General features: G+C 38.2%; 9 protein-coding genes and 1 pseudogene. 3 read left to right on the forward strand and 7 right to left on the reverse strand.

Annotated elements, in window-relative coordinates:
- Window positions 1-145 precede the first annotated feature (145 nt).
- From ACFIMW_RS03010 to ACFIMW_RS03020, 3 genes and pseudogenes are all read left to right on the forward strand, one after another.
- Complete coding sequence (locus ACFIMW_RS03010; RefSeq protein ID WP_375607235.1) at window positions 146-1,774, forward strand: alpha-D-glucose phosphate-specific phosphoglucomutase; 1,629 nt, start codon at window positions 146-148, stop codon at window positions 1,772-1,774.
- Window positions 1,775-3,050: 1,276 nt separating this feature from the next.
- On the forward strand, window positions 3,051-3,386 hold the full coding sequence (locus tag ACFIMW_RS03015; RefSeq protein ID WP_375608075.1) for a zinc ribbon domain-containing protein YjdM: 336 nt from the start codon (window positions 3,051-3,053) through the stop codon (window positions 3,384-3,386).
- A gap of 1,051 nt (window positions 3,387-4,437) precedes the next feature.
- Window positions 4,438-4,520, forward strand: a pseudogene (locus ACFIMW_RS03020) (DUF4102 domain-containing protein); the annotation flags it as partial.
- A gap of 444 nt (window positions 4,521-4,964) precedes the next feature.
- Here the strand turns inward: ACFIMW_RS03020 and ACFIMW_RS03025 are convergent.
- From ACFIMW_RS03025 to ACFIMW_RS03055, 7 genes are all read right to left on the reverse strand, one after another.
- The gene (locus tag ACFIMW_RS03025) at window positions 4,965-5,543 is read right to left on the reverse strand and encodes a NifU family protein (protein WP_375607237.1); all 579 of its coding nucleotides are present in this window, start codon (window positions 5,541-5,543) and stop codon (window positions 4,965-4,967) included.
- A 59-nt stretch (window positions 5,544-5,602) separates the two neighbouring features.
- Window positions 5,603-6,094, reverse strand: a complete 492-nt coding sequence (locus ACFIMW_RS03030) for a universal stress protein (RefSeq protein WP_375607238.1) — start codon at window positions 6,092-6,094, stop codon at window positions 5,603-5,605.
- Between the two features lie 62 nt (window positions 6,095-6,156).
- Window positions 6,157-7,227 carry a tryptophan--tRNA ligase gene (trpS, locus tag ACFIMW_RS03035; protein WP_375607239.1) on the reverse strand — a complete coding sequence of 357 codons (1,071 nt, stop codon included), beginning with the start codon at window positions 7,225-7,227 and terminating at the stop codon, window positions 6,157-6,159.
- 60 nt (window positions 7,228-7,287) lie between these two features.
- Window positions 7,288-8,859 carry a murein biosynthesis integral membrane protein MurJ gene (gene murJ, locus ACFIMW_RS03040; RefSeq protein WP_375608076.1) on the reverse strand — a complete coding sequence of 524 codons (1,572 nt, stop codon included), beginning with the start codon at window positions 8,857-8,859 and terminating at the stop codon, window positions 7,288-7,290.
- 778 nt (window positions 8,860-9,637) lie between these two features.
- The gene (locus ACFIMW_RS03045) at window positions 9,638-11,293 is read right to left on the reverse strand and encodes a BID domain-containing T4SS effector (protein ID WP_375608077.1); all 1,656 of its coding nucleotides are present in this window, start codon (window positions 11,291-11,293) and stop codon (window positions 9,638-9,640) included.
- Window positions 11,294-11,325: 32 nt separating this feature from the next.
- Complete coding sequence (locus ACFIMW_RS03050; protein WP_375608078.1) at window positions 11,326-11,499, reverse strand: hypothetical protein; 174 nt, start codon at window positions 11,497-11,499, stop codon at window positions 11,326-11,328.
- A 336-nt stretch (window positions 11,500-11,835) separates the two neighbouring features.
- Window positions 11,836-13,830 carry a BID domain-containing T4SS effector gene (locus ACFIMW_RS03055; protein ID WP_375608079.1) on the reverse strand — a complete coding sequence of 665 codons (1,995 nt, stop codon included), beginning with the start codon at window positions 13,828-13,830 and terminating at the stop codon, window positions 11,836-11,838.
- Window positions 13,831-14,081 lie beyond the last annotated feature (251 nt).

A 14,081-nucleotide genomic window follows, 5' to 3' on the forward strand; every position in this document is an offset into this window, starting at 1 on the left:
GATCGTTTTAAATAAAAGGGCTTCTTAAAAAATTCTTACTTCTAACGAGTGTGCAAATATTTCACACTTCCGTCAAGTAGAATTAATGGTCGACTTTGGATACTCTTCACCTTAAAATTATAGGAAAGAATATAAAGGTATGGATATGACCATAAAGACAGTTTTGACCACGGCTTTTGAGGGGCAAAAACCGGGAACATCTGGTTTGCGCAAAAAAGTGTCTGTTTTTCAACAACCCCATTATGTAGAAAACTTTATACAGTCTCTTTTTAATAACATTGGGCCTCTTGAAGGAAAAATGTTAATTCTTGGGGGGGATGGGCGCACTTTTAATCGTACTATCCTTCAGATTGTGTTGAAGATGGCAGCGGCGCATGGTGTCTCTCTTATTAAAATGGGAAGGGGCGGTATTCTTTCTACACCTGCTGTTTCGCATCTTATTCGTAAAACTCATGCCCATGGTGGACTTATTCTTTCTGCAAGCCATAATCCTGGTGGTCCAGAAGGAGATTGTGGTATTAAATATAATATTTCTAATGGGGGACCCGCTCCTAATTCTTTATGTGATGCTATTTTTGCAACATCGCAACGTCTTTCTTTTTATAAAATTCTTGAAGCACCAGATGTTGATTTAGATAGGCAAGGTACGATCTTTATGGGAGCCATGCGGATTGATATTATTGATCCTGTCGCTGATTATGTTGCTTTGATGCAGGAGCTTTTTGATTTTGACTGTATTGCCAAGGCTGTTGCTCGAGGTCTTACTTTACGGTTTGATGCCATGCATGCGGTAACAGGGCCTTATGCTCATGAAATTTTTGAAAAATGCTTAGGATTTTCTGAAGGGACGGTGGTTAATGGTATTCCTTTGCCAGATTTTGGAGGTGGTCATCCAGATCCCAATTTGGTTTATGCTAAGGCTCTTTATGATTTATTGATGTCAGAGAAAGGACCAGATCTTGGCGCAGCCTCTGATGGTGATGGAGATCGTAACCTCATTATTGGTCGTGGGCAATTTGTTTCGCCGTCAGATTCTCTGGCTATTATGGCTGAGCATGCACACCTCATTAAAGGATATCGAAAAGGTGTTGTGGGGATAGCGCGTTCTATGCCGACGGGGCGTGCTGCTGATCTGGTTGCGGAAAAAAAAGGATTAAAATTTTTTGAAACACCAACGGGATGGAAGTTTTTTGGAACGCTTTTGGATGCGGGGAAAGTAACCTTTTGTGGTGAAGAAAGCTTTGGAACTGGGTCTCATCATATCCGTGAAAAAGATGGTTTATGGGCTGTCCTATTTTGGTTAAATCTTTTAGCGGTAACAGAAAAAACTGTCGCACAAATTGTTCAACAGCATTGGTACACCTATGGGCGTTTTTACACGTTACGGCATGATTATGAAGAAGTCGAAGCCGATAAAGCTTTGGAAATTATAGAACATTTGCGTGCACACTTACCACATTCAGGAACTGAAATTTCTGGATTTTTCGTCAAAAAAGCAGACGATTTTACATATCATGATCCTGTTGATCAGAGCGTTAGCACGCGGCAAGGTATCCGTATTTTTTTCAAGAATGGAGCACGGTTGGTAGTCCGTTTGTCGGGAACAGGAACACTGGGTGCTACTTTACGACTTTATTTTGAACAGTATGAAAGTGATCCACGCAAACACAATTTTAATCCGCAAGAAGTTCTCCAACCTTTGCAACAGGTGGCACTAAAACTACTAAACATACAACAAGTATTGGGACGAGACCACCCTGATATTATTACCTAAGATCATTGGAATGTTTTTTTGTAAAGGTATGATGATTGATCACATGGGGTATGTTTTTAGGGGCATGATTTTATTTGCCATAAGGAAGAGCTTAACTCCATTTTCAAGCTCGCTTTGTTTTTTTCACCTTTACATATCGATCCGATTCCTAAAACTGCGTGCTTCTTAAAACCGAATGCTGTAGGCAATTATAATCCAGCATAATCGGAGCATTTATGCCCAATGGTTTCTGATGGTTTGATAGAAGTGTTTGTTTAATAGGATGATGTTCCTCATGCAAAACAGAACACTGTCGTTATTGCGCATTTCATATGCTTATTTAAAAAGCCTCTCTCAATACACTTACGCCCTTCTTTATGGAATGCTGTTCATGTAGGAGATAACGGTAAATCCTCGAGAAGAATATAATGGTCGATATATATTGGATAATAAATTGATTTATAATAATAATTTAGTATTATTCAATTTGAATGAGAGCTCTCCAATATTGTAAGATTATCTCATCTCAAATCTATTCCATGTTGAATCAATTAAAACCATTCATTTGCACATAACAAGCGGGGAGAGCCGTGTGGATAAAAACTGTACAAAAAAGAACTAAAAGCACCTCTTATGAATCAATCATCTTTTGTGCCAAGGGCAGTGACAACATTGAGCACCACCATTTTTATGAGAGAGTAAGCCCAGCTCCATCACACTTATTGATTAGTTCCCAATGTGCATCTTTCCACTTGTAACATGCAAGCGCAAGGCTTTGGTTGATTCAATAGAAGAGGATTTGAAATAAGAAAATCTTAAAATATTCGGGTGTTCTATTCAACATACAAAACCATTGATGATGATTATAAATCAACATATTCTCTAATATTATAACCGTTATTTTACTTAAAATAAAAGGTCAAGTTAGGGCATCACTTTCTTTTCTCGCAATATTCAATCGTGCTTCGCTCTTTGAGAGAATTTATTAAGAGATGTTCCTTTTTTCATTTTTTATCCATTCGTTAATTTCATTTGTGACGGATAAGAAAATGATTTTGATTGATTTATAAGAGAGAATGAAGGGAGTAAATTTTATGATAGGTAGGGGCTTATTTAAGGTGTACAATGATAAATCATTCTTATAAATTAACGTCTTGTCTGTGGTGATCGCATTGACAAACATAGTTGGCAGATGGGGAATGAAACAAAGGGACGTATTTTTCTAAAATGATGGACAATAAGCATTTCTTGTTTTATGACCGTCATAATGAATGATTTTTCTAAAAAAGGGGAATTTATGACCCAATATCCCAAATGTCCTCGTTGTGATTGTCTTTATACTTATGAAGATGGTGGAAATTTTGTGTGTCCTGAATGCGCACATGAATGGCCACAAAAGAACGATGCCGCTGTTCTTTCCGATACTGTTTATGATGCCAATGGTCAGATTTTGACAAATGGCGATACTGTTATGGTGATAAAAGATCTGAAAGTAAAAGGCGCTTCATCTGTTTTAAAAGGGGGGACGAAGGTAAAGAATATTCGCTTGGTAGATGGGGATCATAATATTGATTGCAAAATTCCTGGGATTGGGCAGATGAGTTTAAAGTCGGAGTTTGTGAAAAAAGTTTAGACGTTTATCCTATTGCAATTGTTTTTGTATTTCTTTTCTTATTTCACTGATTATGCCAATCAGATAGATGCAATATATGCCCTTATTGGGATATAAAAATACGTACAGCAATAATTTGATTTATAAAGATAATTCACTATTTTGCATGTTGAATGAGAGCTCCAGATCTGTTCCGTGTTGAATCAATCAAAATCATGTCTCTTGCATGTTACAGGCGGGGAGATCCGTGTGGAGTGACATGGTACAAGAAAGTAGTAAAAAGGCCTCTTATGAACCATCTCAAGTGCCAAGGGCTATTGCAACCTTGAGGGTTGGAAAAATATATATAGTAGAGAAATACTGACACTGTCTTTTCTTTTAAACATATTGTGATGAGAAGGGGTAGATGTTGATTTACAAGCAACAATAAAGGTATGCGCTTTATGAAGAGAACGATGCCGTAAAGTAACAAACTTATTTCTGCTGAATTGAAAAAATATTCCCACTTTTTTTCAAATGACTTCCAAAACAACCATAATAGATCTGATTTTACATTTATTTATTTTTACAAGTATTTGTACACACCTTCCTCGCTATATTTATGGAGATCAGATTCAAGGTGCTAGAGGGGAATTTTTGACTCAAAAATAGGAAAAGATCGGTACGAGATACTGATAAGGTAGCATCATCATGCATTTTTTTCCAGCTCTCAATGTTGCAACAGTTCCTATATTTAAAAGTGTTTATAAGCGCTATTAAAAATAGTTTTTGTTATTATCCAGTTTGTGCTGTGTAAGCGGACGATTTTCATTGATGCAATAAAAACAGAATTGAAATAAGAAGAATGTCAGAATTCTCATTCAAGTTGCAAAATATGATTTTTGTCAATTTTCTGCTACAACATATTGATTTATAATAATAAATTAGCGTTATTCATATTGAATTAGAATCCCGAATAACGTGGATTCTCTCATTTCAAATCTGTTCCATGTTGAATCAATTAAAATCACTTATTTGCACACCACAAGTGGGGCTGGCGTGTGGGTAAAAACTGTACAAGAAAGGATTAAAAATGGCTCTTATGAATCGTCTTAAGTGCCAAGGGCTGTCGCAACATTGGGGGCTGGCAGATATAATGATGGTGCCGGTTTGCTACAAGAAGTATTTTGCATGATTTTGTCGTTGGGAGAGCTGAGAAAGATAAAGCAAATGGGCACTCTATCTTGCAATGTTTTTTTTGGGGTTTTCTTTTTTTGTAACGAGGTCGTGTTTTCCTAGTTAAAATTGCATGACAAGATTATGAAACAAAATAAATTTAAAATGCACATCCCTATGCGTTCTATTTCTGTCTATGCGATTGGTTTATTGAAACAACTTATGCTCTTAAGGGGCAGAAAGCTTTTTAAGGCATATGTGGAGGTGAAAGGTGAGCGAAGGGATCATTTTGTTTAGATTTTTTTACAGTACTGTATTTTTATGGCTGCATAGCTCACTTCTAAAATTTCAGGAATAAAATGATGTAAGATTTTTGCACTCCATGTTTGAGCGCTGTTGAAGAAGGGCAATCAATGTGGTTGTTTTACCTATTGAGGTCAATATTTATTGTGGCATGGCTTCAACGCCTAAAACTTCAGGGATAAAATGACGTAAAAGATTTTCAATACCATGTTTGAGGGTTGCCGTTGAAGAGGGACATCCAGCGCAGGCGCCGCGCATATTGAGATAAACAATACCATTTTCAAATCCACGAAAAGTAATGTCTCCACCATCATTGGCAACTGCGGGGCGGATACGCGTTTCAAGGAGCTCTTTAATGGTTAAGACAATATCAGCATCTTTTTCGTCATAAAATTCTTCGTTAAGGGCATGGGTTTGTGCTTGTGTTGTGGCGTTGGTGGTGATCACTGGCTCATTGGATAGAAAATGTTCCATAATTGTGCCTAAAATGACGGGCTTAAGATGTTGCCATTCTCCTTCTTTTTTGCTCACGGTGATAAAATCATAGCCTAAAAAGACACCATTGATATTGGGAATATTAAACAGTTTAGCCGCTAAAGGTGAGTTTTTAGCTGCTTCTTCACGGTCACGAAATTCTAATACGCCCTCAGAAAGAACCACGCGTCCTGGCAGGAATTTAAGTGTTGCAGGGTTTGGGGTGGTTTCAGTTTGAATAAACATAGATTCTCCTTTTATAATGAAGGCTTGGGAAGATCTTACATTGTAGAAAATTATATTTTTTAGGCAATAGATCTAATATCTTCATCGGCAAGATTGCTAGGAATAACAATGACAGGGATTGAAAAAGCTGTCCCTTTATTCCCGATTAATTGAACAAGGGGTCCTGGTCCTTCTGTATGTCCACTGGCTGCTAAAACAATCAGTGCAATCCTTTTATCTTCGTCGATCAGTTTAGAAATCTCATCAATTTTTTTTCCTTCACGCACTACTATTTCTGTTTCAAGCGCATGGGTGGTGCGGACTTCACTGGCAATGTCTCCTAATATTTTATGAGCACTTTGCTTTGATTCTGTACGCATAAGGTTGTTTACACCCAGAAAATGTTGAAATTCTACACTATCAACGACACAAAGTAATACCAATGTTCTACTGGTATTTTGGGCATGCTGTGCGGCAAACGCAACGGCACGCCGACACTCTGGTGTTTCATCGATAATAACTAAGTTTTTTTTCTTTGGTTCTTTTTTCGGATTTTGGGGTTTGGAAATCATGCACTTTCTCTATTTTGTACAAACGATTTTTTTGCTCTCTACAGTTTTTAGTTTTATTATTTTTATGTATCGTGCAAAAATCCAACAATTTCACGAATTTTTTTCATATTCTCTTCTGCAAGCATACTAGCACGTTTAGCGCCATCATGCAAAACAGAGTCGATATAACCGCTTTCTTTATGAAGGCGACGTAATTCTTCTGTTATAGGGGCAAGCTTATGGACAACAAGGTCGGCTAGAGCTGTTTTAAAATGCGAAAACTGTTGACCAGAAAATTCTAAAAGAATCTTTTCTTTGCTAACTTTGGCAAAGGCGGCATAAATACCAAGCAGGTTATCTACTTCTGGTCGTTCTTTTAAAGCGGCAAGGGTATCGGGAAGAGGGGCCGAATCCGTTTTGGCTTTACGTATTTTTTTTGCGATAAGATCAGCATCATCGGTCAAATTAATGCGTGAAAAATCTGAAGGATCTGATTTTGACATTTTTTTCGTCCCATCGCGCAAAGACATAACGCGTGTGGCTGTTGTTCCAATCAGTGCTTCTGGAAGAGGAAAAAAGCCTTGTCTTTTTTCTTCATCCGTTTGCATAGAGACGCCAAAATTTAATTCGGCAATACGCTGTGCATAGTCGTTGTTAAACTTTTGTGCAATATCGCGTGTGAGTTCAACATGCTGTTTTTGATCTTCGCCTACTGGAACATGGGTTGCACGATAGACTAAAATATCAGCAGCCATCAAAGTGGGATAAGCAAAAAGCCCGATGGATGCTTTTTCGCGATCTTTTCCCGCTTTATCTTTAAATTGTGTCATGCGTTGAAGCCAGCCGATACGGGCAACACAATTAAAAATCCAGGCGAGTTCAGCATGTTGAAAAACACGTGATTGGTTAAAAATAATGTGTTTTTGAGGATCAATACCGGCGGCTAAAAAAGCTGCTGTCACTGTTCTGGTGGATTCGCGTAAAGTAAGGGGATCTGGGTTGACTGTGAGCGCATGCATATCCACAACACAATAGAGACAGTGATGAGAGTTTTGCAGTTCAACCCAACGCTGAATGGCTCCAAGATAATTGCCAAGATGTAAATGACCACTCGGTTGTACGCCGGAAAAGACAAGTGGTGTGAAGGTATCCATAGGAGTGCTCTTTCTTCAATTAAGGTTATTCATTTTATTGTTTTTGACAAAGTATAGATATTATGAGCGTTTTTTCAAATTTTTAAGCGTGTGAAAAAAGGAACGGGTGTTGAATAAAAAATAGGTACTAAAATAGATCAAAAATATGCCAATCATGATCCCAGCTAAGGTGATCGCGCGCAAGAAAAAGGATGCTTGTGAGGATAAAGGAAAAGACAAAAAACTAAATACATTCAATCCGTAATAGACGGCTAGTGCACTCAAAAGAGTTGCCATCATGAGACATAATATTCGCTTTATTAGTTGGAAGTCGTATTTCCAATAACCGCGTTTGATAAGGACACTCCACAGCAACAGGGTGTTGGCCCATCCAGAGGTAATTTCAGCAATAACAATGCCTCGTGCAGATAGAATAGGAAATAATGTTAAGGCGAGACCGATATTGATAAAAACGCAAATACCTGTAAAAATCATCGGTGTTTTGGTATCTTCATGGGCAAAAAAATTAGGAATAAAGACCTTAATAAGAACAAAAGCTGGAAGTCCTAGTCCATAAAGCTCCAGTAATTGTGCAACATGGTGTGTTGATTGACTGGTAAATTGTCCTCGTTCAAAGAGCAAACTGACAATGGGAGTGGAGAGCAGCAAAAAAGCGATGGATGCTGGAAGTGTTAACAACAATGTTAATTCAATAGAGCGGTTTTGTAAATGGTGGGTTTCTTTATGCTTTTTGCTCCGCAAAGCGCGTGTTAACTCTGGTAAAAGAACCGTTGCAACGGCAATGGCGATTACGCCTAAAGGCAATTGATAAAGACGATCCGCATACATTAAAGAAGAAACAGCACCTGATTGACTAGAAGCAATGTTGGTATTAATGAGCAAATTAATTTGCGTGATGCCACCCGTGATGGCTGCTGGAAATGCTAAAGTTAACAGCTTGCGAACATTAGGACTAAAATGGGGCTGGCGGAAGGAAATTTTCATTCCACTTTGACGTAAAGCAAGGGCAATTAAGGTGAGTTGAAGAAGCCCTGCTGCCAACACACCCCAAGAGAGATTTAAACCGATATGCCAAGCGTCAAGTTTATAGATCCAAGCATAGGCAAGCACACCAATCAGAACAATGTTTAAAAAGAGTGGAGCAATGGCGGCAATAAAATAGCGTCGTAGAGCATTAAGCATACCCCCCATCATGGCAGCAAGCGACATGCAGGTTAAATAGGGAAACATGATTGCAGTAAAGTGAATTGTAGCGTTAAATTTTGTTACATCTTCTGTAAAACCTGGAGCAATAATGGTTCGTACCAAAAAAGGCATACTGAGTTCCATCGCAATTGTTAACAGTAAGAGCAGTGAAAAGAGAACGCCAAAGACCTCTTCTGCAAATTTGCATGCCGTTTCGTGGCCTTCTTCAGTGATTTTTTTTGCAAAAAGAGGAATGAAAGCAGCGTTAAAGGCACCTTCAGCAAAAAAACGACGAAATGTGTTGGGAAAACGAAAAGCAGCGTTAAAGGCATCAGAAACAGGACCTGTCCCTAGGGCTGCTGCCATAAGCATTTCGCGTACGAAGCCAAAAATACGGCTCATGAGGGTTCCGGAAGCAACTGTCGCAATTTTTTTAATCAATGTCATAAAGATATATCAACTTTGTTGTAAAAGAGAAGCGATGACAGGAGAAATAAACTGTTTTAAATCGTAAAAATCTGATCTCTATCCTAATCAAGGAGACTTTTTGAAAGCGTTTTACGACGGTGTTTATCTTTCTGTCAACAATGGTGCTTGAAGACTTTTTTATGCTCCTTGTTTACTGTTGCATTAAAATTTTTATTGTTGCCATAAAATAATTAAAATTTCTTTTTCAAACTGAAATATGCGAGTGATATCATAACAGTTTGAAGGGATATATAATGATCATTTCCCTTTATGGTGTGATATCGTGAATAGTGTAAGCCAATACCGTTCTGTTTTATGTGAGGGGTGTGACCCTATTAAAAGAACTCCAATAAAATAAAAGCGTGGAGCAATGCGCCATTTCCATTATTTATTCATTATTAAGAAAACAGCGCTTTAGATCTTTTAAAAAGTCGTAAGGCTGAGCTAAAAGGTAATGGTAAAGTTGGTGATTGGTTTTCACTTTTACGGCTTTATGTTTTCCCCAAATTTGCCGGCCCTCCCATTTTAGAGATTACATAAACAAGAGGATAGGAAGACATGATCTTTCAACAGCATTTTTCCTGTTCAGGTTTCTTTTCACAGTTGATGAGGATAAAATCTGAGGAAATAAGATAAAAATTACTCTCTCATGGTTTCCATTCTCTTTGAGGTGCGATTGATTTGCCGATGAAGGCAAGGGGGATAAAGGCTATCATTTTTACCAGAGAGGGCGAAAAAGTTAAAGTTTATGAACCTTTTAGACATTCATTGCCATTGCTTTTGCGTGTGCCGTTTTGTGAGGTTGAATATTTTCTTGTCTTTTGGGATTCTGATTGACGTTTTCTGTCATTTTTTGCACTTTAATTGCCTCTTTATCAAGAGTGTTGGAACATTTTTTTTCATTGTTTTTCTTTATAGATTGATGCTGGTTTGGTGCGAAACGCTCATCGAATTTATGATTATAAAAATACATGGGTTGTATATGCTGTTCTATCTCTTTTATCTGCTTGACTATTTCCATAATCTCTTTTGCTTTGATGGTTGATGTGCCAAGACTCTTCGCAAGTCTTTCAGGATTATTTTCTTTTATAGCTTCATGCTCGCTTGAGGATAAGCGCTCATTGATTTTTTTGATATAAGTCCTTATCTCCCCCCTTAATTCGGGAGAGTTTGATAACGTTTCTTGCTGTTGTGTTTTTGACACGGAAAAGAGATTTGTTATCCAAGCTTTAGGTATTTCTACCGACTGTTCACACCGCCTTTGTTTTACATGATGGGTATGGAGAATGTCTCTTTCTGTTTGTTTAGAAATATTGATATAACGATCAATGGCTTTACAGAGGGGCAAAATATTTGCTTCAGCATGGGCGCGCGCGTTGTTTTTTATGCCAAATACATTGCTACCAGAAAGCTTAGAAATAGATTGGGGGGAGGTGGAAATTTGATAGGAGAGTTGTTCTCCTTCAGTATGATTTTCATGGATCATCTCAATTCTTTCCCGCAAAGTATGACGATTGCCATAAATGATTTGGCACAAAGTTTCTATTTCTTTTCTTTTTGCTTGAATGGAAACGTTGTTTTTTATCCTTGTGGCAATTTCATTGTTGGTAAGGGGGGCTATTGTTTGTGCGGGGATAAGCACTTCTTGCTGGTTTTGAATTTTTGGTGCTGTAAAGGAGAGAGCGTCACCGATTTTTAATGTCTGTATTTGCTCTGGGGTGAGATCTTTTTTATTTCCCAAGATGAAAATTCCGTTAGCATCAAGCATAAAGCCATTGGGTCCACTGCCTCTATAAAAGCCTTTATAGGTATGACCTTCTTTTGCTGTTATAATAATATGATGATGAATACTCTCAAGCCCGATATGTTTCATACTGTCCATGAATTCTTTTAAAATAAGTATTTTTTCTGGATTTGAGATATCTTCAAGCAGATGTTTCATTTCTTCTTTATCGTTATGTTTTAGCGATGCAATGCTGGCAAGATTCATACGTTTTTCTGTTACAAGAGAAAAGTCGAGTGTGTGGCCAGCAACTTGCCCAAGTTTTTCAAAAAATATTCGTTGCGTGCGTCCATTACCTTCTCTGAAAGGGTGCGTATAGTTGAGCTGTATCAACATTTCAGTGACATGTTCAACAAATGTTTCGCGGGTTAAGCCTTTTAAACTATTCGTTTCAGCAAGTATTTTATCTAAATTTTCTAGTCCCTCCTGTATCTGTTTTGCTGAGGCAAAAGAAATACCAGCTTTTTTCATCATTGGCATAGAAGCAACAGTGCCATCTTCAAATGTAAAAGGCTCTTCGCGCGTTTGTCCGGCCCATTCAAATGTGCGGGAAAAGAGGCGTTGATGAAGGTATTTTAGATAAGAGGCATTAAACTGCTCTGGTAGAGGTTCTTGGTGCAGTTTTATCATTTCTTCTTTTACATCATTAGAACAGCGTTCTTTTAATATTTCGTTATTTTTGATGCGGTATTTATTTTTAAGCACTTTGCTATTGGGGTAGAAAAATTTTGCGCTTCTTCATTGATTTGCTTTGAAATGGCTGCATTAATTGCAGAGTGTTGTTCTTGCAATTCTTCCGGTGTAGAGGAGGCACAAGGTTCTGTGTTTTCTTTCATGCATATTTCCTTTCAAATGGTAACATTATTTTTTTAAAATCTTCTTTTTTACGTTTTTTGCCTTTTATTATTTTCATAGCATTTTCTTCAAAGAAGAGTGCCTATTTGAATGATTGAAAAAATTGACCTTATTCGCATGGAACCAAGTTAATCATGGAACAAAGTTAAAGTTTGTAATTTTTATGAAGTATTATTGTGAAATTTTATCAATGAATTCTGTAAAATAATGGGGTGCCTTATTCAAAGTTTTCTGTATTTCATACACCGTCTTTGGTGCAATTTTGGCAAGATAATTGCACCAAAGTTTTGTATGAAAAGTCAACGATGATTAGACTGTCACGACAAAGCCATTGCTTTTGATGTTTCGGCTTTGCGTGGTCGAACATGCGGTTGATTTTCTTGTCTAGAAGTTTCTGCAACTTCTTGATATTGCTTTATTGTTGAGCGCTCAGGTAGCTTCGGGGACTGCGATAGGCTTTGCTGCTGTTGCAATTTTTTATCGAGATCGTTAAGCGGTTGATGACGTTTTTGTTGTTCTGCCTGATGGTTTTGCACGATGGTGTCTCTTAACTGTTTTATCGTATCAGCATAATCCTTAATGGCGGTACAAAGAGTAGGAAGATTTTCTTCAGCAGCTTTGCGTACTCCATTTTTTATGCCAAGGACTTGCTTACCAGCAAGCGGAGCAAAAGATGTAGAATCCTTTTCAATTTGAAATACGATTTCTTCTCCCATCTCTGGAATTTTGTGCATATCTTCCATTCTATATTGCAAAATAAATGGATCATTATAAACAACTTTGCACCAATATTGGATCTCTCTTTGACCATATTGAACCGATGGATCTTGTTGAACTCTGCGAGCAATTTCCTGATTTGAGAGAGGTTTTATTTTCTTTTCTGAATTGAGCGGATTTTGTAAATGTTGATTTGTTAGCTCTTCCTCCTGTGCTTGTCGCTGATGTTGTTGTTCCGTGTGAGGATCTTGAAAAATATTTTCACTTTTTGTATATTTTGAAGTATACACATAACCGTTAATAGCAGCACATAGGGTAGGAAGAGTTTCTTCAGCTTGTTTGCGCGCATGATTTTTTATGCCAAGAACTTTTCTACCAGCAAGCTTAGAAATAGACTTAGGCCGTTCTGTAACATCCCATAAGAGCTGTTCTCCCATATCGGGGTTTTCTTTGATTGCTTCTATTCTTTCATTTAAAATAAGTCGGTCGCCATAAACCTTTTCGCACAAAAATTGTATTTCTTCTTGATATGCTACGAGCAATAGCTCTCGTTCCATTGAATTAATGGATGTTTTTGGTTCGTGAGACGGTTTTGGTTGTTCTATTGCTATATGTGGAGAGGCAGGTTTTTGGATAACCGCATCGCTTTTTTGTTTGTCTCCTATTCGGTGCGGTTTTCTTGAAGGCGGGACGGCATATGCTCCACTGTCTTGTGATGATGAACTGCTTTGCTGCCTGACTTTCATATGTGATGGTGTTTTGGGTCTAACACTTGGGACGAGGGTTTCTGGTTTTTGGATTTGTGTGCTGGTTTGCACTTTGGCTCTCATGCGTGGGGGAAGGGGCGGAGCCATTTTTGTCTGTAGAGAGGGGGATTCTTGAGCAGTTTGTTTGTTTTGTTCTCTATCTTTTGCACGCGGGGGTCTTTGTGGAGCCGTTTTTATGTGCGTGGAGGGGCTTTCTTGAGTTTCAGGCTTTTGGATTTTTGCATCAGTTGGCGTTTTGTTTCTCATACGTGGGGGGGGAGGCGGAGCCATTTCTGTCTGTAGGGAGGGATTTTTTTGAGTTTCAGGCTTTTGGACTTTTGCGTCGGTTAGCGTTTTGTCTCTCATACGTGGGGGTTTAGGCGGAGGCATTTCTGTCTGTAGGGAGGGATTTTTTTGAGTTTCAGGCTTTTGGACTTTTGCATCGGCTAGCGTTTTATCTCTCATACGTGGGGGTTTAGGCGGAGGCATTTCTGTCTGTAGGGAGGGATTTTTTTGAGTTTCAGGCTTTTGGACTTTTGCATCGGCTAGCGTTTTATCTCTCATACGTGGGGGTTTAGGCGGAGGCATTTTTGTCTGTAGGGAGGGATTTTTTTGAGTTTCAGGCTTTTGGACTTTTGCGTCGGTTAGCGTTTTGTCTCTCATACGTGGGGGAGGTGGTGGTGCAACCTTTGGGGAATGTGACAAATTCTCTGGGCGTTTTTGTACAGGTGGTTTTGGTACACTTTGAGAAACTTGGGGAGGGGGCGTTCTGGTGGGAAATTGTTCATCCTGTTGTTGAAATTTTTCCATCATTTCGGCGATAAAAGGGGAGGGATTTCTTTTTTTCATGCATTTTCCTTTCAAATTTTTCCAATATTGTTTTTAAATACTATTTAAAAATACACGTTGGTGTTTATTCTGTTTTATGCTTTTTCACTTATCTTTTATAAGAGAGGATATAAAACTGAGCAGTTTCACAAGATTTGACTCTCTTAGTGCAGATCATAATCACTCTCTAAATACTGTTTTATCAATAGCTTAGATTAAGTGGTGAGAGAATGAGTTTTGTTTTAACTTTCTCTCTCTTGGCGCAAATAACC

Source organism: Bartonella sp. AC329YNZD, assembly GCF_042196685.1.
Lineage (GTDB): Bacteria > Pseudomonadota > Alphaproteobacteria > Rhizobiales > Rhizobiaceae > Bartonella.